At 52.1% G+C, this 21,295-nt stretch carries 19 protein-coding genes and 2 tRNA genes; 6 read left to right on the top strand and 15 right to left on the bottom strand.

Going from position 1 to position 21,295, the window contains the following annotated elements; genetic code table 11:
• Position 1 precedes the first annotated feature (1 nt).
• The 8 genes from RB2501_RS10510 to RB2501_RS10475 form a co-directional block, all read right to left on the bottom strand.
• Positions 2-1,207, bottom strand: a complete 1,206-nt coding sequence (locus RB2501_RS10510) for a GNAT family N-acetyltransferase (RefSeq protein WP_015754789.1) — start codon at positions 1,205-1,207, stop codon at positions 2-4.
• 15 nt (positions 1,208-1,222) lie between these two features.
• Entirely contained in the window at positions 1,223-2,383 is a 1,161-nt protein-coding gene (locus tag RB2501_RS10505) for a GNAT family N-acetyltransferase (protein ID WP_015754788.1), read from the bottom strand.
• 12 nt (positions 2,384-2,395) lie between these two features.
• Complete coding sequence (locus RB2501_RS10500; RefSeq protein ID WP_015754787.1) at positions 2,396-3,595, bottom strand: GNAT family N-acetyltransferase; 1,200 nt, start codon at positions 3,593-3,595, stop codon at positions 2,396-2,398.
• Positions 3,588-4,547: a GNAT family N-acetyltransferase gene (locus tag RB2501_RS10495; protein ID WP_015754786.1), complete on the bottom strand. Its 960-nt coding sequence runs from the start codon at positions 4,545-4,547 to the stop codon at positions 3,588-3,590. Before RB2501_RS10495 ends, RB2501_RS10500 begins: the two co-directional genes overlap by 8 nt.
• 10 nt (positions 4,548-4,557) lie before the next feature.
• The gene (locus RB2501_RS10490; protein ID WP_015754785.1) at positions 4,558-5,574 is read right to left on the bottom strand and encodes a GNAT family N-acetyltransferase; all 1,017 of its coding nucleotides are present in this window, start codon (positions 5,572-5,574) and stop codon (positions 4,558-4,560) included.
• Between the two features lie 14 nt (positions 5,575-5,588).
• Entirely contained in the window at positions 5,589-6,551 is a 963-nt protein-coding gene (locus RB2501_RS10485) for a hypothetical protein (protein ID WP_148214352.1), read from the bottom strand.
• 5 nt (positions 6,552-6,556) lie between these two features.
• Positions 6,557-7,999, bottom strand: a complete 1,443-nt coding sequence (locus RB2501_RS10480; protein WP_015754783.1) for an MBOAT family O-acyltransferase — start codon at positions 7,997-7,999, stop codon at positions 6,557-6,559.
• A 794-nt stretch (positions 8,000-8,793) separates the two neighbouring features.
• A tRNA-Ser gene (locus RB2501_RS10475) sits at positions 8,794-8,878 on the bottom strand.
• Positions 8,879-9,035: 157 nt separating this feature from the next.
• Between RB2501_RS10475 and RB2501_RS10470 the strand changes: the two genes are divergently transcribed.
• From RB2501_RS10470 to RB2501_RS10455, 4 genes are all read left to right on the top strand, one after another.
• Entirely contained in the window at positions 9,036-10,019 is a 984-nt protein-coding gene (locus RB2501_RS10470; RefSeq protein ID WP_015754782.1) for a carbohydrate kinase family protein, read from the top strand.
• Between the two features lie 113 nt (positions 10,020-10,132).
• On the top strand, positions 10,133-11,686 hold the full coding sequence (locus RB2501_RS10465) for a M28 family peptidase (protein ID WP_015754780.1): 1,554 nt from the start codon (positions 10,133-10,135) through the stop codon (positions 11,684-11,686).
• 130 nt (positions 11,687-11,816) lie between these two features.
• Positions 11,817-11,892: transfer RNA gene (locus RB2501_RS10460), tRNA-His, on the top strand.
• 180 nt (positions 11,893-12,072) lie between these two features.
• Positions 12,073-13,260 carry a tyrosine-type recombinase/integrase gene (locus RB2501_RS10455; protein ID WP_187289164.1) on the top strand — a complete coding sequence of 396 codons (1,188 nt, stop codon included), beginning with the start codon at positions 12,073-12,075 and terminating at the stop codon, positions 13,258-13,260.
• Here RB2501_RS10455 and RB2501_RS10450 read toward each other — a convergent pair.
• Entirely contained in the window at positions 13,250-13,837 is a 588-nt protein-coding gene (locus tag RB2501_RS10450; RefSeq protein WP_015754777.1) for a hypothetical protein, read from the bottom strand. The genes RB2501_RS10455 and RB2501_RS10450 overlap by 11 nt on opposite strands.
• Before the next feature lie 18 nt (positions 13,838-13,855).
• Complete coding sequence (locus RB2501_RS10445) at positions 13,856-14,242, bottom strand: hypothetical protein (RefSeq protein WP_148214351.1); 387 nt, start codon at positions 14,240-14,242, stop codon at positions 13,856-13,858.
• 153 nt (positions 14,243-14,395) lie between these two features.
• Here RB2501_RS10445 and RB2501_RS10440 point away from each other — a divergent pair, with 153 nt between their 5' ends.
• Positions 14,396-14,659, top strand: coding sequence for a hypothetical protein (locus RB2501_RS10440; RefSeq protein WP_015754775.1), 264 nt, complete (start codon positions 14,396-14,398; stop codon positions 14,657-14,659).
• 8 nt (positions 14,660-14,667) lie between these two features.
• On the top strand, positions 14,668-15,414 hold the full coding sequence (locus RB2501_RS10435) for a phage DNA methylase (protein ID WP_015754774.1): 747 nt from the start codon (positions 14,668-14,670) through the stop codon (positions 15,412-15,414).
• Between the two features lie 151 nt (positions 15,415-15,565).
• Here RB2501_RS10435 and RB2501_RS15865 read toward each other — a convergent pair whose 3' ends face one another.
• The 5 genes from RB2501_RS15865 to RB2501_RS10410 are packed head-to-tail and all read right to left on the bottom strand — an operon-like array spanning position 15,566 to position 21,195.
• The gene (locus tag RB2501_RS15865; protein ID WP_015754773.1) at positions 15,566-19,123 is read right to left on the bottom strand and encodes an ArdC family protein; all 3,558 of its coding nucleotides are present in this window, start codon (positions 19,121-19,123) and stop codon (positions 15,566-15,568) included.
• Between the two features lie 5 nt (positions 19,124-19,128).
• Positions 19,129-19,578 carry a hypothetical protein gene (locus tag RB2501_RS10425; RefSeq protein ID WP_015754772.1) on the bottom strand — a complete coding sequence of 150 codons (450 nt, stop codon included), beginning with the start codon at positions 19,576-19,578 and terminating at the stop codon, positions 19,129-19,131.
• Positions 19,579-19,968 carry a hypothetical protein gene (locus tag RB2501_RS10420; RefSeq protein WP_015754771.1) on the bottom strand — a complete coding sequence of 130 codons (390 nt, stop codon included), beginning with the start codon at positions 19,966-19,968 and terminating at the stop codon, positions 19,579-19,581.
• Positions 19,965-20,597: a hypothetical protein gene (locus RB2501_RS10415; protein ID WP_015754770.1), complete on the bottom strand. Its 633-nt coding sequence runs from the start codon at positions 20,595-20,597 to the stop codon at positions 19,965-19,967. The genes RB2501_RS10420 and RB2501_RS10415 overlap by 4 nt, the downstream gene beginning before the upstream one ends.
• The gene (locus RB2501_RS10410; RefSeq protein WP_015754769.1) at positions 20,584-21,195 is read right to left on the bottom strand and encodes an N-acetylmuramoyl-L-alanine amidase; all 612 of its coding nucleotides are present in this window, start codon (positions 21,193-21,195) and stop codon (positions 20,584-20,586) included. The genes RB2501_RS10415 and RB2501_RS10410 overlap by 14 nt, the downstream gene beginning before the upstream one ends.
• Positions 21,196-21,295 lie beyond the last annotated feature (100 nt).

The following is a 21,295-nucleotide window of genomic DNA, read 5'->3' as shown; positions in this document are numbered from 1 at the left end:
CCTAAGCGATTTTTTGATTGAAGGATAATTGCAGGGTTTTATCGGGGGTACGGATAATAAAACTGTCTTCGGAACCTGCTTGCTCAAATACCTGCACCCCGGTTTGTGAAATTTTCTCCCGATGCAGGAACTGGTTGAAGGGACCCCGGAGACGGGCATACCCCTCCTCCCCCGGGAAGACGGCCCGAAGGCATTCCGTCGGAGGCACCGCCCCGGCTGCATCGCTCCATGTATATTCTGTACTTTCGGAAACTGCTGGGGAATGGCCGTCCCGCTGTCGGCTCCTGAACCGGTATTTTGCATAGTAACCGTACAGTTTCTGAGCGTTGACCTTTTTCAGCCCGCGAATCAGGTAATACCTCAAATAGGGCCGGGCCGCATAAAGAACAGCCCTGGAAACCGACAGGAAGGTCCGCTTGCAGACAATGTGCTGTTGGTAGCGGTAGGTGTGGTTGATCAGCCGCTGCTTATGCCAGAAATTGCCGCGCCCCATATCGAATACGCAAATATTGTTTTTGAAACACCAGCGGAAATGTTCCATGGTATTGATATGGCCCACGTTGAATACTCCGTAGTCGATGTCAAAACAGCTATTCCAGTGCAGCATCAGGTCGCCAAAAATAAAATTCAGGGTGATATTGATCGGTTTCTTGCCGTCGTAGATAACAAACAACAGCGCCTTTTTTTCAAGGATCATCCGATACATGACTTCTTCGTAATACGCCAGGAAGGGAAGCTCGTAGTTGATCTCTTCCTTCTGCCGGAACCGCTTTTCGGTAAACTCCCTGAGGCATTCAAAGACAAACCGGTATTCCCGCTCGTCCATTTCGCCGTAATAGGCCACGTATCTGGGCGAAATACAGAGATCCAGTCGCTTTTTATACCGTCGGAGTTGAGAGTATCGCGCCTTCCCTACGTGGTTCCTCAGGTAGTCCTCCACATCCCCAAACCTTGTGAGATCCACCAGATACCCTTCATACAAGGGCACTTTGAGGATTCGCAGGGAATTATCGCCCCCCGTATAGCGAGGGGAAAGGTAATCGGGCACGTCCACAAAGGTGGCGCCTTGTCTCATCGGCGCCTCTTCCGGGTTCGCGGCTTCCTCGTAGACGGTTTCCCCGGTAAAAGTATTCAGCACGCTGTCAAAGTAGCGTTGCCGGCTATCGGCCCGGAACAGGATATCCAAAAAGAATTTATACACTTCCATGGTTGCCTGGGTCGGTTAGTGTTGAACGACTAGGGTCTGGCTCTTATTTCTGCCCCGGATAAAAAACAGATCGTCCCGCTCTTTATGCGCGTATACCCGGAGATCTCTGTAGGCTTCCCGGGAGTAAAACAAGAAGCGATAAACCGGCTGTCTCAAGACCCGGTATTCCGGCTGGTTCTCAATATCGATTTCCAGGCCCAGTTTCTCAGGTTGGATTTCAGCCGGACCCCCTTCGATTACCCTGGAAGCGGCCCCTCCGGCATTTCGGGGCCCCGCAATTGTCTTGCGAAGCGATTTCACAAGCTTCCCGGCCGGGCGGTTCTTCAGCCAGCGGTACAGCCCGTACCGGATGCGGGACTTAAGTACGGACATGCGGGTTACGCCCCAGGCGACAGGTCTGGAGCGATCATAGATATAGCAATCCCGGCAAAAATAGCTGTCCCGGGTCCATTTCTTCTTATAGTATCCGTACCCTTTCAGCAGGTCGTACCTGTCAAAACCATTCGCGAACATCCACTGTATGCTCATGGCCATGTCTATGAAACCCAGGTGAAATTTTGAATAGTCGATGTCGTATCCGCTGATTATGTAATACGCCATCTCGTCCCTGAACATATTGATGCGGATACTGATGGGCTTATGGCCGTGATAGATCACAAACAGATGGGCCTTTTTATCGAGGATCATATCGCGCAGCACGGCCTGGAAATGACCCAGATGCTGCAACTCATAGTTCTCCTCCCCCTTCTCCCGGAACCTCCGGACCAGCAACCCCTCCAACACCTCAAAAAGCCGGTTGTACTCGTCCAATTCAATAGCGCCGAAGTAATCCCGGTATGCAATGTCAAAACAGGTTTCCAGCCGGTTCCTGTATCTTCTCAGGTTGGAGCGGCTCCTGGACCCGATCGCCTCCTGAAAATACGTTTCGGAATCCCCGTAGCGGGCTAAATCTACGTAGAACCCCTGGTGGGTGGTGACGGTTGCAAGCGCGACCTTCCCGGGAAGGCTTGTCCGGTCAATTTCGAAATACCCGGGAATATCCCTGATGAGCAGGGTTTCCTCCTTGCTTTTAAAACGCGCCCCGTCGAACCTGAGGAGGGATCGGTTGGCAGGCCGGGTGGCAAACCAGGGGTCTTTTTGTTCCAGGAAATCTTTCAGGAATATTTCTCTTTCCATCGGGCCTGGGATTTAATTAAAGGTGATAATCGCGGAGGCTTTCTCTCCCTTTATCAGGAAGTTACGCCCCTCGTCATTCATCCTGCTAATGGTGACCTCCCGAAATTTTTCCTTATTCCGGAACAGGAATTCGAGTACAGGCTTGCGCAGGAACCGGTGGTCTGTATGCAACGATTCCACCGGAAGGTGATCGGCCGGAAGGAGATCCGCCGGAAGGAGATCAGCGGGTTTCCAGTCCTGTTCAACAGGCCGGATGACATAGGACTCCCGGTGCCGGTTAGAGGTGCTTCTGCTGAGGATTTTCTCCTTATAGGATATAAATTTATGGACCACAACATGGACGCCAAAACGCTTGAGGAACCGGACAGCAGCATAAACCGTTTTAATCTGCATCGCGGTAAACCAGGCCCGCAATACACCGGGGAGTGATTTTTTGGGAAAGATCACGGTTCGCTTGAAATAATATACCCCGTCGGTGAGCTTGTTTTTATATTCATACTGCCCTTTGAGGAGATCGAAGAGCTTAATCCCGTTATCAAATGCCCATTTCAGCAGCAGGTTAAACTCAAGGAATCCCAATGAAAACCTGGAGTAATCGGTGTCGAAGGACTTCAGGTAGCCGTAAATCACCTGGGAATGGACCAGGTTCACACTGAAGCTAATCGGCTGGTCTTCGTGCCATAGGACCGAGATACACGCCTGCTTCTTCAGGATCAGCGGGTAAAAGGATTCCCTGTACCGTTCCCAGTTCCTGAGATCCGAATTGTACGCCTGCTTCTGGTCGAACCGCCTTTCCAGCATTTCCCGGAATGCGGCAAATAGCGCGTCGTAGTCCGCCTTGGAAATGGAGCCGAAGAATATCTCATGCCGGACCTGCAGGCAATGCCTCAGGCGCCTTTCATGGCTCTTGAGGGTTGCGCGGCGTTTGCTGCTGACTTTGCGGCGGTAATATTCGTCAAAGTCGCGATAATCGGACAACCGGATATAGGACCCCTTATAGGAATCGATAGACACAGTCCGGATATCCGAAGGGGTTTCAAGCCTGAAATATCCGGGCAGGTCGGAAAGCAAATAGCCCCCTGCCCGGCTTCCCGGGTTCTTCTCCCACCGCAATTCCTCCTTCAATTCCGTAAACGCATTTTCCAACCCCACGATGTAGGGCAAAGCCTCCCGATGCTCCAGGAAATCGTCTATAAAATCAATTCTAATCATTGCGCTGTCTTTTATACCGCCAACGGTCTCTCGAAATTATTTTTCCGGCAATCCCGCGATCCCTCAGAAACTGTTTCACCTGGTAAAAGTGCTGTAACAGACGCGCTTTTCCCATTCCGAACCAATCTCCTTTCCGGTAATAAATTCGATAGGCGTATCGGTAGGGGAAATCGGCCCATTTGGATTTATAATAAGACTCCCCTATCAGGAAGTCATAGGCTGCAATTTGGTTGTTATAACACCACTCCAGTTGCTTGAACATGGCTATATCCCCCAGGTTATAGGAGGAATAGGCAATGTCGTAGGTCTGCATATGGCTATAGATCATCGACCCGACATGAAAGTTAAGCGTCAGGGCAATCGGCTGGTTGGCTGAAAAAATCACAAATAGCGAAGCATCTCCGGAACGGATCATCCGAAGGCTGGTGTCCTCGATAAAACTCCATCGTTCAAGATCCCGGTTGGCCATTCCCTTCTGCTGAAACCGCTGGGCCAGGAGCTGGCGGAATGCATCGAATAACCGTCTGTGTACCTCCCGGGGGATGGCACCGTGATACGTGGCAAAGGAAATGGGGTAATCCCGATTCAGCTTGTTTAGCTTGGCGCGAAGATTCTTGCGGTTCCGTTTGCTGAGTTGGTTGTTCAGGTAATCTTCCAGGTCCCTGTACCTGTTTAGGGCAATGAGCATTCCGCCATATTGCCTAACTTCGAGGTGTTTGAATTTCTCCCAGGCCGGATTTGCCTCCAACGCCAGGTAGTCCGGAATGTCTTTGACTACCACTACCCTGTCTGCTGCCGCGGAATCCGGTTTGGCGGTGAAATGCCATTGCGCATCCAGCAGCGTATTGCGTACGCAAGGGTTGAATAGGGGAACCACACACCTGCGCAAATAGAGGTCAAAAACCAACTTTGCCTTACCTAATTCGCCATATGTGCTTGCAGTCCCGGTCATTTTTGGATTATTACGGAGATGCGAATGCAATTATTTTTTTCATTCCAAACGCAACCCGGTGGAACTTTTCATTCACCCGCCGGTCCCTGAGCCATTGCTTCAGGGAATAGTACACTCTAAGATATCCCGCCCACAACCGGCAATACAGCGAATGCGGATCGTACAGGATGTGGTAATCGTAATGGTAGGCCTCATTGGCCCACTGCGCTTTGTACGAAAAATATCCCTTGGCAAAATCCAGCTTATCTATCCCGTTCCTGAAACACCATTCCAGTAGGGCCATTATGCTGACCGTCCCCAATCGGTAGCTGGCATAGGCAATGTCAAAAGTCCGAAGCGTATCATAGGCGTGGGGGCCCTTCAGTAACAAGAGTGAAAACGCAATGGGTTGGTCCTTGTCATAAACCACCGACAGGGCCGCATGGTTGTCGTTCAGCATCGCAAAGGCGGCATCCTTGTAAAAGCGCCATTCGTGTTCAAAAAGATTGTTGTTTACCGTTTGTTTCTGCTCGAATCGCTTCCGGAGCAGCGCGTGGAAGCGGTCAAAAAGCAAATCAAAATCCGCCCGCTCCATGGGCCCGGTATGCGTTTGGTAGGAAATATCGAAATCCGCTTCGAGTTTCCTGCGGTATCTCCGGAACTTATTCCGCGTTTTCCCGCTCAGATGCGCGGCCATGTACTGGTCCAGGCTTTCGTATTTTTCCAGGTTGCATAGGAAGCCCGGGTACTGCCTCGATTTTTTCAAACGCAGTTTGCCGGAGGCCTCTGGTGACGGCCAATTGGAAGGGACATCGTAAATCAGGAACACCTTCCGGCGGGGTTGCTGTACGCCGTGGTTTTCCAACCGGTATGCCATGGCTTTACTATCCCGGCCGCAACAATTGACATACAAGGGCTTCCCGGGCTTTTTGACGAATTTCAGGCCCCTGATAAACCCAAAATCAAATACCTGCTCCCCCTTGTGAAAATGGGAAAGCCAGACATGGGTGTATGTAGACGTCAAAAACGGATTGGTGTTCACCGACATGTTTGGAATAAATTTCAAGGTGTCTTTGTTGCCAGTTGTTGATCTGTCACGATTTCCCGGATATCGGCGGCCAGCATCCGGGTGAATTCCCTGGCGCTTTCAGAAGCCAGGTGGGAGCCGTCATAGGTTTCCATCCCGTCAAAACCCTTCGAATAATTCAGATAGGGAATGCCATGCAGCCCGGCAATACAATCCATGTGCCCGTCAAATCCGTTCCACGTCTGGTTTTCCAGTTCGATGATATCCGGATCGGCCGGTAGCCGCACCAGGAGCACATTCCCATGGCCTTTGAGGTATTCGATGGTTTTCTCCAGATATTCCTTTCGGTGATCCCGGACGGCTTCCGTCCGGATTTTCCGGTTGTAAAAACTGAGGTTCTGGGCTTTCCAGAAAGCGATATCCTTTTTTGTGATCTCCTGCTCCCCGCTTTGCATGCGGACTTCATTCCACCCGTCTTCATGGGTTGTCAGGTTTTTCCAGGCTGTGAGCGTGTGCAGGGAGTTGTAGAGCGCCTGCCCATAGCAGTTCATAATGTAGTCGTAATTGGGTTGGGTTGTGAAGTTCCCGGTCTTGCCCATGATGGTGTGCTCATCCATTTTGACCAGCTCCCGATCTCCCGCCTTTTTGGGAGCGGTAAATGATCCCGGCGTCACGGACAGGATAAACAGCCCGTTTTTCACATTGGCGGGCACCTTCTTCCGAATGGCCTTCAGGTAGACCTCCCCGTAATAGGATTGGTTGGACGCGAAGTTTACAAAAGGGGCTGCAAAGTCAGCCGGCCTGAGCTCCTCCCGGAGGAGGGAGGGGTCTATGCCCTGGTCTGCGCGGGACAGTCCGAGGACCAGGCTTCCGCCCGGTTGAGTAAATTTGGGGTAATACATATCCACATAACCCTGCGACAATTTATGGACCAGTAGCAGGTATGTTGCAGACAACACAAAACTGAATAGCAATAACTTACCAAGAAATCGGATCATGCTGCCTAGAATTGAAAATAGATAAAGGAATTCTGCCTGTTAATCGCAAAGAGCGTAATGACCAGAATATAGCCCAGATAGATGCCCCACCTCCGATACACCGGCTTGTTCTCAATCAATTCGTAGATCCGGCTGTTTCCCTTAAAGAAATGCACCGTCTGCGCAAAGAGGATCAGCGTAAAGCTCAAAAAGAACTCAAAGTAATTCCCCAGGATATTCACATGCCAGTTGGTTACCCGGAGCATTTGCCCGAAATAGATAAATGCTTCTTCCAGGGAAGGGGCCCGGAAAAAGACCAGGGTGAGCATCATATAGCCCATCACGGCAACGTAGCCGGCAGCAGAGATGGCCTTGCGAGGCAATCCCAGGGACCGGAACAGCCGGGTCCGCCACCGGGCCGTACCTAATTCCACCACCAGGAAGAGCGCGTTCAGCATACTCCACATCACAAATGACCAGCTGGCGCCGTGCCACAGGCCGTTGAAGAAAAAGACCAGGAGAACGGCGGCAATACGGGGCCACCCCAGGTTCTTGACCAGTGGCCGGTAGAGGTAATCCATCATCCAGCGCATAAAGGAAATATGCCACCGCCTCCAGAATTGGGCGGAGGACGTGGAAAAGAATGGCCGGTTGAAATTCTGCATCAGATCGATGCCCATGGTTTTGGCCGCGCCGATGGCGATAGAGGTGTAACCGGCAAAATCATAGTAAATCTGGAAGCCAAAGAAAAATGCCGCCACCAAAAGCGGAAGGCCGTGGTGGTTTTCAGGATCCGAATACGCTTCATCCACATAGATTCCCAACCGGTCGGCGATCACTACTTTCAGGAAAAATCCCCAGGCCATCATCACCAGGCCCTGCCTCAGGTTCTCAAGATTCAGACCGATGCGCTTTTTTAATTGCGGGAGCAGCCGGGAGGCTCTTTCAATTGGCCCGGCCACCAACTGCGGGAAGAAGGCCACATAAAGGGCAAATTTACCCAGGTGCTTCTCGGGGTTGGTCGCGCCCCGATACACATCGATGGTATAGCTCATGGTCTGGAACGTGTAGAACGAGATCCCGACAGGCAGGAGGATTTGCCCGATCCTATATGAAACGGTTTCGGCTTCAGCCGGGGAGCCCGCCCCGGAAAAATGCAGGATCTCCCGGATATTCTCCGTGATAAAGGACAAATATTTGAATGCGATCAGCATTCCCGCATTGACCAGTATACTGATTACCAGGTACATCTTCTTTCGCCAGGAGCCCGTCCTGGCGATTTGCAGGGCGCAGAAATAGTCCACCACCGTGGAAATCAGCAAAAGGATGACCAGCCAGGGCTCATGGGCCATGTAGAAGAAATAACTCCCCAGCAAAAGCCAAAGCCAGCGGTAGGCAAAGGGGATCAGGTAATACCCGGCCACCATTACCGGCAGGAAAAGCAAAAACTCAAAAGAGTTGAAAAGCATGGCCCGTTTTGGTCAAAAATCAATGGTAAACATATTAGTATCGCGCAGGAATGCCTTATTATTTTGTTCAATGGTTAAAATAATTGGTGAATTTTCTGTCAGCGGGCTCGTGAAACGGGAATACGCTGCTGAAGTTTCGGCCTCCAGCCCCCTGATAGCCGATGATATATGCAGCTGGTCGACGCTTGTATACAAATAACTCCAAGAGGTGCTGAGGGATCGTTTTGATGGAATAGCGGCTGGAAATGCTTAAACAAACCGGAGTGTTCCGGGTCCGGGCGATGCGGTTGGAATGGCGGGATGGGTGATTTCCTAACCGGGATTACTCGCTGCGCTCGTGATCCGGACCGATTGACAAAGCCAACGATTTGGCCTTGGAATGAGGGGCCAGGCGATGCGGCGGCAAAGGACCTGCAATACCAAAAACCCACTATGCGTTCGCATAGTCTGGTTTTTCATTCCCAACCCCTTACAAAACTGGGGTTTCAATCATCTGAGAAGGGATTACTCGCTGCGCTCGTGATCCCTGAGAGTGGGACCTGCAATACCAAAAACCCACTATGCGTTCGCATAGTCTGGTTTTTCATTCCCAACCCCTTACAAAACTGGGGTTTCAATCATCTGAGAAGGGATTACTCGCTGCGCTCGTGATCCCTGAAAGGAGATCCTGCAAAGCAAAACGCCTAACGGCTTTCGCCGTTCGCTTTTTTTGTTTCCTTTAGCCAGTTGAAAGCTCGCTTTCCTGGCTTTCGGAAACAAAAAACGCCTCACTTTCTGTGAGGCGTTTTGCTTTGCGGAGGAAGAGGGATTCGAACCCCCGGAGGTTTGACCCTCAACGGTTTTCAAGACCGCCGCATTCGACCACTCTGCCATTCCTCCTGGTATGCGTGTCTTTGCGGGTGCAAATATAAAAAGCTTTTTCGAAAGAAGCCCGGGTAGCGAAAGAATTTGTGATGGCGAAATAATACCGGCAGCCGGGGTGTTGCGGGAATTGAAGGGAAATTCATATCTTCCTCTACAAGCTAAACCAAGGTACATGAAATCATATAAGGCAGCTGTCCTGGGGCCGATCCCCAGGGACCATATCACCACGCATAAAGGGGAAGTCATTGAGAAATACGGCTGTGCCACACATACCGCCATCGGGCTTTCCCGCTTACTGGGAGACCGGGGGACGGTCTTTCCCGTGTCCCACGTCCGGAAAAAAGACCGGCCCGGCGTATTGGAAGTGGTTGCCCCCTACTCCAACATCTCCCAGGACTATATTACCGACGATGCGGATCAGGGCGATATCATCCAGCTGACCTTTGTGGACCAGAATAACCGCCTGGAGAAGCAAACCGGGTTTATGAACCCCATCCTTGGCGAAGATTTGAAAGGCCTCATGGATGCCGATGTCTTTGTATGCGTGCCCATAACGGATTACGAAGTGCCCCTGGAAACGTTAAAATACATCAAGGCCAACAGCCAGGGGTTGATCATATTCGATGCCCACGGCCCGACGAACACCGCCACGATCCTCGGGGACCGGCTGATCCGGTTCTGGATAGACCGGGATCTTTGGCTTCCGTATATCGACGTGCTGAAGATGAACCTGGAGGAGTCGCGCTGTTGCTGGTTTGAAAAGGAATACGAACTGGAGCAGCTCCAGCCGTTCCACGATGTATCCACGGACCACCTGGACGACCTGGCGGCGCACGTGCTGGACCGGGGTGTTAAAGCGCTTATCGTTACCCTGGATGCCGGGGGTAGCGCAGTGTATTTTAAGAAAGGCGGGGAGGTGCAAAAGGAAATCGTGCCCTCAGTCCCGGTTGCCGATGTGGTGGATACCACCGGGTGCGGGGATTCTTTTGCCGGCGGATTGGGCTATGGTTTGCTGGAGGATCCGGACGACTACGTCCGCGCCGCGCGATTTGCAAATGCCCTGGGGGCCCAGCGCACACAAGGCCGTACGTTTGACGTCTTTAAATCTCTGGAAGAAACCCGGGAAATGATCCGGGCCGCTTACGGGTCGGATTGACCACTTCCCGGGTACCGGAGCAGCTTACTCCCGGAAACAGGGCCTCCGGCGATGCCCCGCAGATTCCCGCCATTTTCCGTATTTTTGAAAAATTATCCCTTTAACTACTAAGCATGCAAAAAGTACTTTTGCTGTGTGCAGCCCTGGCGGTGTCCTGCAACAGCACGCAACAATCCGTGGCGGAGCACACGGCCCTGGCTTCACCGGATGAAATCACTTATGCTTCCACGATTACGGAGGAAGAGTTGAAAGAACACCTGTACACCTATGCCTCGGATCCATTCGAAGGCAGGGAAACCGGGACGCCCGGTCAGAAAAAAGCGGTGGAATACCTGGAAAACGCCTACCGGGAAATGGAAGTTGCCCCGGCTCTGGGCGACGCGGGATACCTGCAAAAAGTGCCGCTGGAACTGGCCCGGCTGCCCACAGGCAGCATAACCATCAATGGTGCTGATCTGAAAAATGGGGAGGGCTTCCTGACCTTCAGCCCCGGGACGGGCCACCTGGATGAAGTGGTATTTGTCGGCTATGGCATCGAAACCCCTGGGTATTCGGATTATCGCAATATGGATGTGGAGGGAAAATACCTGCTGATGAAAGCCGGGGAGCCCCGGAATGCAGACGGCACCTATTTAATCAGTGGCACCAATAAGGAATCCGGCTGGAGCAACCTCTCGGAAGGCATCGACAAGCGGCAGGCCGTGGCCCGGTCCAAGGGGGCGCGCGGGTTTTTCTACGTGGACGATGCCAATTTTGCCCGGTACAAGCGGTACTTCGACCGGATGCAGCGAAATAACAGCGGGCGCATGGGTCTTGCCTCCCCGGAGAATTCCCCCCAAATGCTCGTCGTCCAAAGCGATGTTGCCGCAAAAATCTACCCGGGGTTTGAAAAGAATACCGTGGCCGAGGTCTACCCGGTGGACATCGACCTGAATGTGGATAGTAAAAGCGAGGCCGTGGATTCGGAGAATGTCATTGCCTACATTCCGGGCTCCGTTTATCCGAACGAATACCTGGTAATCTCTTCACATCTGGACCACATCGGTGTTTCCTCCGATGGCGCCATCAACAACGGGGCGGACGACGACGGGTCGGGCACCGTGGCCATGCTGGAGATCGCCGAGGCCTTCAAAAAAGCCGCTGAAGATGGGAAGGGCCCGAAACGAAGTGTGGTTTTCCTGCACGTGACGGGGGAGGAAAAAGGCCTGTTGGGCTCCCAGTATTACACCGATTACAGCCCTGCCTTTCCCCTGGAGCAGACGGTCGCCAACCTGAACATCGATATGATTGGCCGCATTGACCCGAAGCGGGAAGGGAACCGCAACTACATCTACCTGATCGGTTCGGACAAGCTGAGTACGGATCTGCACAAGCTTTCGGAAGCCGTCAATGAGAAGTATTCCGGCCTGGAGCTGGATTATACCTACAACGACGAGAACGACCCGAACCGTTTCTACTACCGGAGCGATCATTACAATTTTGCCAAGAATAACATCCCGATCATCTTTTATTTCAACGGGACGCATGTGGATTACCACCGCCCGGGCGATACCCCGGACAAGATCAACTACGACCTGCTGGAGAACCGCACCCGGCTGATCTTCCATACGGCCTGGGAAATCGCCAACCGGGATACCCGCGTAATTGTCGATAAGCCGACGCGATAATTGGGGAATTCCCTGCTGGTAATTTTCCCGGAAGGAAGCGTTTTTTTCTTTGGGACAATTCATAAAAAAAGGTACCTTTGCAACCGCCTGAGCCGACGCGCCATTGGGCCTGTCGGCATCGGGACATGACGGTGGTTGTAGCTCAGCTGGTTAGAGCGCTGGATTGTGGTTCCAGAGGTCGCCGGTTCGAACCCGGTCTTCCACCCTAATTTTTACAAACCCGAAGCCGTGGGAAGCCCCATGGCTTCGGCGTTTACAAGCCTTTCCAAGAAATGAAGGGCTTTTCAAAGCGACTGGCAAAAAGGTATACCACACAGTATGCAAACGCCGGAAAAAGTGCGCCAGAGGTGATGTACTCGGAGGTTAAAATATATATCCCGAAAAAAATGGTCGGAGGCAAGGCCAAGCCCGATCTGAGCAAGCAGTGGTATGTGTATTTCTACTTCCGGGATCCTATAACGGGTAAAATGGGCCGCCAGCCATTTAAGACGTACCGCAACATCAACCAGGGGAAGACGATCAAAGAGCGCAAGGCCATCGCCCGGGCGTGGGTAAATACAATAACCGGGATCTTGGAAGATGGTTTTAACCCGTATGACGAGGATTCCGCCCGGGTGGTTGCCCGCAAGCGCACGGACATGACCCCGAGCATCCGCCAGGCCTTTACTGAGGCTTTGGAGCACAAAAAAGCGACCCTCAAACCCAACACGTATAAGAGCTACTGGCATTACCTGAATCCCTTTTTGGAGTGGATAAAACGCATGGGGATCGGTGGCAATCCAATCGAGTCATTCACCCAGCGCCACGCGATTGCCTATATGAACTACCTGGCCGACCCCAAGCCTTACGGGAAAGAGTTGCACCCCAACTCGGTAAGTAACCACAAGGGGAACCTAAGCGCTATTTTCTCTAAAGTGGTCCAGGACCGCTGGGCGGATCGCAATTTCTTTGTCGATATCCAGACCAAAAAAGTAAAGCCCCGGAAGAATCAGCCGTTCACCAAAGAGGAAATGGAGGCCATACAAGCCTACACCAAAGAATTCGACCCCCTACTCTATAATTTCCTGCGTTTTATCTTCTACTCTTTTATGCGAAACCGGGAAATTTTAAGCGTCCAGGTAAAGCATATTGACATGAAAAAGCGGACGGTGGCCATTGAGACAAAGGCGGATAAAATATCCCATATTCTGATGATTGAGCCGATGTATCAATTTTTGGAGGACCTTGGGGTGGGTGACTTGCCGGATCACTACCACATTTTCACCCCAAGCGGTAAGCCCGGGCACTGGCCCACCAATCCCCGGGACAAGGTGAATTTCTTTGCCAAGCGATTTCGGGCGGTGCGTGATCACCTGGGAATCGACCCAGAGAAAACCACCTATAGTTTCCGGCACAATGCAGCCCTAGACCTATTCCAGTCGATGATAGAGGATGGCATGCCAGAGCGGGAGGTTGTCGCCCGGCTGATGAAAATTACCCGACATAGAAGCGAGGAAGCCTTGCGCAAGTATTTGCGGGATATTGGGGGTGTGCTGCCCGAGGATTGGAGTGCGACCTACCGGACTAATTTTTAGTTGTATACGCGTAGGCGCTTGTCGGCAGCTGCTCCCACCCGTAGAACACACTAGCAGCTCCGCGAATCACCCTTTCAAATTGCCATTTTGCCTTAACATAAGCGCGTTTGATGCTCGAAGCCGCTGTTGCAATGAGCGCTGCAATCATTACGGCCGGAACAAATATTGGCAAGACATATAAGGCCCACCCGCCATGATTAATAAATAACGCTCTTACCACAAGTTCCCGAACTCGACCGTCTACAAGACGGATAAATTCGTTAGGGCTTTCGGTAATGTTCTCGCGCACGAATCGCTGAATTTCGGGAAGTGTCCCCTCACGCTGGCGCAGACTCAGGTAGTTATTGGCAGAAATAAGGTTCATATCGCGAATGGTCGCGCACAGGGCGTGGTCCATCATCAGTAATACCTTGCGCTCGTTTTTGGTAAAATCCTCTGTGGCTAACCGGTATCGCAACTCATCGCGAACCTCAAAAAACTTATACCGAAGCCCGTGACGCATAGCGGGCGCACAGATTGCTTCATAAATGAAGTGCCAGATTGCCAGGACAACCAGGATTAAAAAAAGTGTGGGCATGGTGGGGTCGTGTCGCTATTAGTTGCTCGTCGGGGGTAGCCTTCCATCCAACTCTTGTTGGAGGCGTCGTTTCTCGTCGGCCATGCGCTGAACCTCTCTAGTGTGGATTCTGCGCTGCCATTTAATCCAAACGTATGATGCAATTAAAGATATTCCGAACAATATCCATCCGAAATTAGCAAAATTTTGTAAGTAGGAGAGCACTTTATCGAAAAAAACGGGTATTTCATCGGCTGGAAGTCGCCAAAAAAGAATTGCAAGCAACAGCATAACCCCGAGCATGGGCAGCTGTCCTTTTTGCATGGAGGTATTTAGGGTGCTTTCTAAAAATCGCCAAAAATTAGGGCGATACGGGTTGTGGCCATTGGTTTGCCGGCCTCGTTGAGATTGTTTTGCTCTTGGCATTTTTTTAGGTTTTTGGTTTCAAGGCTCGGCACGTCCCATAGGCAAACTTCTGAAATTTTAACATTGCCCGCAAACCAATTTCATAAAATCGCGTGCGCTTTTCTGCATGCTGAGGAATTTCTATCTTAGTAGCATCAAGTAAAATACACCACCATGAAAATTAAATTGAACTCCCCCGAGCGACACGGGCCTTACCTTGCTGTTTATACCTGCGGCGAACCCCTAAGCGGGGCAGATGTTTTTCCAGAAGACATTGTTCTTATCAAACACACATTTACCGACAACGGTGACGGATCCCAGACGGCACAACCTTGGATGATTCCGCTGCTTGGCGATAAAGCGCCGGTGAAAATTTCCAATTGGGAGGATTATGCAATCCTACCGGTGGGCCACTCCCTTACCCTGATTCAAGAATAACGACGGTCATGGAGAAAATCGTTATTCCTGAGCTCGAAGGGTATTTCGGGTGCAAGGGGGCGGCCGGGGTGTTTCAGAACATCATCAACCGGATTCCTCCGCATGAAACCCTCATAATCCCTTTTTTGGGCTACTGCGCCATTTACCGGAACATGCGACCGGCCCGTGAAGCCCATTTGAACGATCTGGACCCCAAAGTGGCTGATCTCTGGCGCCGATCCCCAGCCATTAAAGGCTTTGGAGGAAACGCGTCGGTTTACAATTACGATTACGCCGCATTTTTGTCCATCATTCAAAAAAGTGGGTATGACAAACAATCCGCGGTAATCTACATGGACCCGCCGTACATGCACGATGTCCGGGCGTCGGCCAAAGACCGGTATAATTTTGAGCTCTCACCATTCGACCACCTGCACATGCTCTCCTGTGCCCGCCGGTTTAAAAAGGCCCGGGTGCTGATCTCCTGCTATGATAATGACGTGTACGCTAGGGAACTGGACGGTTGGTCAAAGGTGCAATTCCCGGCCATGACCCGGGGGGGGGTAACAACGGAAACGCTCTATTTCAATTATGATCCCCCCAACGAGCTACACGATTACCGCTACTACGGGGCCAACTATCGGGAGCGGGAAAACAACCGTTTGAAACGAAAACGGCTGCTCGCTAAATTTGAGGCCATGAGCGCGGCGGACCGGCACTACTACTTCGATGCACTCCGGGAGGATTTCCCGGAGCATATGGAACCGGCAAATTAGCCGGTAGCGGCCAGCCCCCGTGAATGTGCTGGGAAGATCTCGAAAGGCAAATGTGATGGTGCTGCCTGGCGACACCCCTATTTTGATACAGTTTGAATAAGGAAACGCCCCGAAAATCGGGGCGAATCCAACCAACTAAACAAACCAACCATTAACTGAGTGTCACCGGGGGCGTGGTGGGTCGCTTATCCACGTGATCCCCCTGGGTAAGTACCTTTTGGTGATAGATGTAGTAGCGCAGTCCTGAGCGCTTCTGATACCGGTTCTTGTCGAAGTAGGCGTAGTTGTTCTTAAAATCACCGGCGTCCTTAGCAACCTTCATCACCAAGTCAGCATCAAACTGGGCTGAAGCACCGCCCCGCATGCTGCCAGTTACAGTACGCTGGTAGATAACAAAGAACAGTTTTCCGTCATACGCCTTTCGGATATCCGCATCCAAGTCAATGCCCGGACTTTTGCGCTCAACCTTGCCCCAGCTGTCCACCAGAATAATGCCGTAATGGGGAATCAGTTCCTTTAACGTATCTATCCCCTTGGGTAAGTCTCCGATGGCGTCCACTTTATTGTGAAGGTGCGTGGGGATGTAATAATCCCGCTTTTCAGTGAACAGGTGGCTGTCGGGTTCCTCCTCCATGGACACAAACAGGATGTCGTCCCCGTATCCGTTTTCCAGCAGCATGCGCACGATTTGGAACAGTAGGCGGGTTTTTCCGGCCCCCTGGTCGGCGTCAATCGTACAGACGACGCTACCGGAGGGTTTCACCTCAATATCCCCTAGAAACTCCCCTAAATCGCCTGAGGTGGCAAAAAATTGCTTCTTAGTCGTGCCAAGTTCCCCCATGGACACGACCCCGGACGGTTTCTTGGAGGGTTTCGGCTTTTTTGCCTGCTGATGATCCCGATTAACGGTCGCCTGGTCCCGGGGCTTTTCCGGATAGCTGCCCGGGGTGACCTCCGGAGAGGTGCCGTGTGGCAATACAGGATCATGGCCGCCATCGAGCTTAACCGCAGCTGCCAGGCCGGCGTCTTTCCGGCTGCGGAATTCAGTCAGTACCCCCCGCATGTAGTCTATATCTGCCTGATCCCACAGGATTTCATCGGCGTAGACTTCTACCATGCCCCTGATTTCTTCCATGGTCAGGTCCTTCGGGTCGGGACGTTTTTCGATCAATTTATCGAATTTGCCGGTGCTCGAGGCCCGACGTTTCTCCCGGGGAGGTACCGCCGGTGTTTCCTTTGCCTCTTTCTCGACAAGCTTCCCGCCTTTTTTGTAATAGAATCCCTTTTTCAGGCGACCATTGATATCAAAGGCCCGGTTTTCAATTGCATCCTGATCAATACCGGCCAGGCCCAATTTGAGGCCCAATATCCGGTTCGCGCTGGCAACTGCCATATTAGTCAACTGCCGCTGCCACACCCCGTTTCTCGGGCTCCATCGCCAGCCCTCCTTTTTCAGTCGGGTGCGCAGCTCCTCGCCCGGCTTCCCGTCAAATTCGATTTGCAGGCGGTTGGCCTCGCGATTACGGATAATGCGACCCCCTTCAAAATCTTCCTCCCGTTTTTGGGCGTCCAGGTTTTTGGACCGCCGGGCCTCCCCGGCGAGGCGGTCTTTCAGGTCCCGGATTTTCTTGGACAGGTACATGTTTACCACCAGCTTACCCCCCTGGACCGCTTCCTCTATTCGGCTTTGTTGAAACCATCCGGATTTCCCCGGGAATGCATCGGCGATAAGGGCGGTGATTCCGGAATTATCCAGATAAGCGCGGCGTTCCTCCGGGGAGGCCCCCTCTCGGTGCATTTCCTTGTTGAAAGCGTTTTGGATGTCCCGGACCTTTTCTAATGCTCTGAGCTTTTTGGTAAGTAGCTCCACGGTATCTTTCTCGCCCGAGCGTATGGCGGCTGTTGGGTAGAGCAAAGCGTTAATTTTCTTCATCCCCTTTTTCCAAGAAGCGTCAAACTTTTCCACGGCGGTGCGGTACCGTGAGTTGGCTTTCTCGGCCCGGCGCACAGGAAAGTTGGACGGCCCAGCGATCATCGTGCTCAGCAGATTGGACCGTGCGGCGATCATCGCTTTTTTAGCACGGAGCAGGTAGGAATAAAACTGGCTATAGGCATTTTCGAATTCCACCCGATCAACCTTTAGTTTTTCGGCGTCAGCCCGAAGCTCCTTATAAGTGTCTGCCAGGTTATTCCCCCATCGGGCGATTTCTGAGGTTCCTCGCTTTTCCGGGCTGAACGATATGCCATAGTAGCTGCGCTGAGTAGCTACAAGGTCCAGGTCCCGGCGGTAAGTTTCAGGATCAGCGTAATCCAGCACCTCGGGCGCAGGGGCCTCCGGCTCTATTACATCTAACACAGCCTCCCGGTAGGCAGGCACTCCCTCACCGTCTCGGCTCAGAATGTGATCAGCGGCCTCTTGGGCCGCGCTGGCTGCCCGGAAGAAATAGCGGTTGTCCCTTTCCATGTTTTTGACCAGGCGTTTGTTCCAACCTTTCAGGTAAGCGGCGCTATTGTCCCGGGTGTGAAACAGGATGCCGCTTTCCGAGCAAAGGAACACGGCGCCCATTTCCGCCACGAGTTCTTCCTTGGCGTAATCACGATCCCCGAATTTCTTGCCAAAGGGCCTGGCAAGGCGGTCTTTCGCCCCGGTGGAGTGGACAAGCTCGTGGAAAAGCGTGGAATAAAAGCTTTGCGGATCGGCGAACTGCGCCAGTGGCGGAATCAGTACCGTGTCGGTGCGTGGCATGTAAAAGGCTTTATCGCCCTTGTAGATGATTTCCGGGGGTGATGGGTAGGCCGATACAATAGCCTCGGCCACGGCTATTTTCTTGTGCGCCGGAAGCGCGGCATTCTCGTTTTTGGGCAGCTGCTTCCATTTGATTCCTGTGATATCGCCCCCGTTAAAAACGTTGTAGTATTTCAGGATCGGGATGTATGCGTTGGCCAGGCGCTCCGGGGTCCAGCCGTTGCGCCTTAATATCTGTAGCTGGCCCTGGTGCTTTTTGATCCAGGCGAGAAACTTGTCTTTGCTGTAGGAATAAAATTCTAACTTTTTACCGTCGTCTTTAACCTCAGAATGCCCATAGAGCTTGGTGAAGTACACGACCCGGCGGCCATTTGCTCCTTTGCGCAGTTTTCCCTTATTCTTTTCGATTTGTTTGAAAGTGAGAAAATACGGGTTTTTCCACTTTTTCGGCTCCAGCACCGGTCTTCCATCCCGCTCGACTACCTCGAAGTTCAGCAGAAAAAAATTGATGCCACGGTAGCGTTTTTTGGACTCGTAGTTCGTGGCAACTAGCCCGTCGGAGAGGCTGGATGACTCCCATTTTTTATGCCAAGGCAGATGCCCTTTGTCCCGGATCGTGTTAAGCATAAGGTCCGTGACGTACTGGTATATGTCGTTGGGCGATACGGGTTTGCCGAGTCCGGCCAAGTCCTCGTAGCCGGCGGGCAGGCTTTCCAGGCCGATATAGGTTTCCGCTTCCGGGCAACCAAGGGCCATAGGGGAGACCTCTTGGGTGGCTTCCCGGCTGATTTCAATTTCAAATCGCTCCGCCTCTGGGTATTGGGCCAATATAGCCGTCACACGGGCGGCGATATCGCTTTGCAATTCAGCGGCGGCCCGCTGGCGTAGCTTTTCCAGTTTTTCCCGGGACACGACTCTGCCGTTCAGGTCGTTGAATATTTCAATGGCGCTGGTTTGTTGCATGGTAGTTATACTTTGATGGTTGTTCCAAAAGCTTCGATCTCTGCCTCCACCCGGTAATCATCCGGGTTGGTACCGGAAATGAGCGTGTTAAGCACTCCCCCGTAATTGGCGTTGATCGGCACGTCCTTTAATATGGTAGACCCCTGTGGTCTTATAGTGATCGTATCAATATTGGGCGAGGCGGTGGCCACCAGGGACCCGGATTTATCATAGATAAAAATGCGGGTGACCTTTATTATTCCGGCGGTCATTATATCGAGCAGTTTGTCGGTCGGGTTAGTCATGCGCACATCGATAGTTGCGTAGATACCATCGGGGCGCAGACGCAAGTTCCGTATTCTTGACAGAGAAACCTGCAAGCTTTCAAGTGCCCTTTTAAAAGAGGCGCCCTTACTGGCCCCAAACAGGGCCAATGCCGTCACTCCGATTCCAGAAATTATGAGCCACTTTTTCATTTAAGCATATTTTTTGAAGTTGATTAATATCTCCCTGGCGTGATCGCGGGCATAGTCCATTCGGCTGTGCTGAGCTACAAAAGCCAGATTTCCCACCTGGGGCGGGGTAAGGCGCTGGTAGAATTCCGGGGGGAGGCTTCCCGGGTCCGGGAGGTTTTCAGCGAGGAACTTGGCGTTATTCACATTCATTATAGTGTGCATGTCGGCCAAGGCAGACTGGCGCTCCAACGGCAGGTTGGCCAGCAACTTAGCCGGGATGGACAACCCAGCGGGTTTGTTGGAAAAAAACTTGCCTACCACTGCCAAAGTAATCGCCGTTGCAATAGCGCTGACAGCTGCGTTGATGGCGACTACTTTTACATTGATGTCCTGAACTTTTTTTGTGCTCATTTGTCTAGTTTTTCAATTACAGTCGTTTTGCTTTCCCCGCAAGAATTAAAAACCGTTATAACGGCCTCTTTCCTGCCAAATAGCCTGGTGGGGATCAGTCCCAAAATTTTCCACTGCCGCCGCCGCCAGTGCCCCACCACTTCATTGATGGAGGTAAACTGCCGGTCGGTGATATTGATAGTCAGCCGCCTGCCGTCGTAATCCACATACCCACCTATAATTAAACAAGGGCCGATGTCTGTAAATGGGATGCTGTCGGGCAGTTTCACCCCTCGCTGTATAGCGTCTACTACGGGGGTAAGGTCCACTGCCCGGGATGTAGTGTCGCGGTAATAGATTTGCTGGACCACCACTCGCTCGACCCTTTTAGCCCTGATATTTGCGCTGTCCAGCTTCTCTTGCAGGGCTGGGAATTTCACTTTTATCAGGTCGTTAAACTCACGGCTGAGCACCCGGTAGTTTGTGACAAGGGCAGAGTCCTCGGCCAGGGCAGCACGGAAATTGTCCCGGATGACCTTGTTTTCGTTTTTCTCCCTGACCCAAAGGGTAAAGAGCACGGCAATGGCCAGGGCAGCTGCCACCGGCAGAAACCGTCCAATTCCCGATATGATGGATTTAAAGGGAACCATAGTAAAGAGCGCTTATACAATAGACCAGCGAGCGGATGCGCCTGCGCTGGACCTTGGGGTTCAATATTCGCTTATAATCATTGCGGTGATCCATAAATCCGAGTTCGAGCAGTACGGCCCGCCCTGAAGTGCCGGTAAGGATGCGGTAACTCACCTCCTTGTCCCGGTCCCCATCACTGTAATAATCAAATCGAGGCGTTTCATCCGGGAAATCCTTTTCGAGCTGCGCTAAAAACCGGTCAGCCACCGGATCACTCGGGGTATCACCCTTGCTAGTGAATCCCTCGAATCCAGTTCCGCCCCCGGCGTTGTGATGAATCGAGAGCACATAACTATTGGGGTGTTCGACCTGAATCGCATTGGCTCGACGCACCCGGGCCTCCAGGGATACATCGCGCAGCTCGGGGCAAATATTGAAATACGGGAGATCAAGTTGATCCATAAGGGCCATGACGCCATTTACGATCCAGCGGTTTGCAGCACCCTCGTAGATAATGCCCTGATCCCAATTGGGTGAGCGCTTCCCACTAGTTTGGTACTTACCACCAATTATCCCCCCGTGTCCGGGATCCAATATCGGCACAAGTCCTTTGAGCATCAGTAGCCGATAATTTTGCGCACAAGCCAGAGCACGGCGACAATTGCTACTAGGATCAGAATAATCCGGGCTGGGTTGTCAGTAATCCAATTTTTAAACT

Source organism: Robiginitalea biformata HTCC2501 (assembly GCF_000024125.1).
GTDB lineage: Bacteria > Bacteroidota > Bacteroidia > Flavobacteriales > Flavobacteriaceae > Robiginitalea > Robiginitalea biformata.
This window is presented reverse-complemented; position numbering and strand designations above follow the sequence as displayed.

Coding starts and splice junctions, on each gene's coding strand:
- RB2501_RS10495 (WP_015754786.1), bottom strand. CDS start 4,547: ATGACCGGGACTGCAAGCACATATGGCGAATTAGGTAAGGCAAAGTTG.
- RB2501_RS10510 (WP_015754789.1), bottom strand. CDS start 1,207: ATGGAAGTGTATAAATTCTTTTTGGATATCCTGTTCCGGGCCGATAGC.
- RB2501_RS10500 (WP_015754787.1), bottom strand. CDS start 3,595: ATGATTAGAATTGATTTTATAGACGATTTCCTGGAGCATCGGGAGGCT.
- RB2501_RS10505 (WP_015754788.1), bottom strand. CDS start 2,383: ATGGAAAGAGAAATATTCCTGAAAGATTTCCTGGAACAAAAAGACCCC.
- RB2501_RS10470 (WP_015754782.1), top strand. CDS start 9,036: ATGAAATCATATAAGGCAGCTGTCCTGGGGCCGATCCCCAGGGACCAT.
- RB2501_RS10425 (WP_015754772.1), bottom strand. CDS start 19,578: ATGAAAAAGTGGCTCATAATTTCTGGAATCGGAGTGACGGCATTGGCC.
- RB2501_RS10415 (WP_015754770.1), bottom strand. CDS start 20,597: ATGGTTCCCTTTAAATCCATCATATCGGGAATTGGACGGTTTCTGCCG.
- RB2501_RS10435 (WP_015754774.1), top strand. CDS start 14,668: ATGGAGAAAATCGTTATTCCTGAGCTCGAAGGGTATTTCGGGTGCAAG.
- RB2501_RS10485 (WP_148214352.1), bottom strand. CDS start 6,551: ATGATCCGATTTCTTGGTAAGTTATTGCTATTCAGTTTTGTGTTGTCT.
- RB2501_RS10450 (WP_015754777.1), bottom strand. CDS start 13,837: ATGCCCACACTTTTTTTAATCCTGGTTGTCCTGGCAATCTGGCACTTC.
- RB2501_RS10445 (WP_148214351.1), bottom strand. CDS start 14,242: ATGCCAAGAGCAAAACAATCTCAACGAGGCCGGCAAACCAATGGCCAC.
- RB2501_RS10410 (WP_015754769.1), bottom strand. CDS start 21,195: ATGCTCAAAGGACTTGTGCCGATATTGGATCCCGGACACGGGGGGATA.
- RB2501_RS10465 (WP_015754780.1), top strand. CDS start 10,133: ATGCAAAAAGTACTTTTGCTGTGTGCAGCCCTGGCGGTGTCCTGCAAC.
- RB2501_RS10480 (WP_015754783.1), bottom strand. CDS start 7,999: ATGCTTTTCAACTCTTTTGAGTTTTTGCTTTTCCTGCCGGTAATGGTG.
- RB2501_RS10420 (WP_015754771.1), bottom strand. CDS start 19,968: ATGAGCACAAAAAAAGTTCAGGACATCAATGTAAAAGTAGTCGCCATC.
- RB2501_RS10490 (WP_015754785.1), bottom strand. CDS start 5,574: ATGTCGGTGAACACCAATCCGTTTTTGACGTCTACATACACCCATGTC.
- RB2501_RS10440 (WP_015754775.1), top strand. CDS start 14,396: ATGAAAATTAAATTGAACTCCCCCGAGCGACACGGGCCTTACCTTGCT.
- RB2501_RS15865 (WP_015754773.1), bottom strand. CDS start 19,123: ATGCAACAAACCAGCGCCATTGAAATATTCAACGACCTGAACGGCAGA.
- RB2501_RS10455 (WP_187289164.1), top strand. CDS start 12,073: ATGGTCGGAGGCAAGGCCAAGCCCGATCTGAGCAAGCAGTGGTATGTG.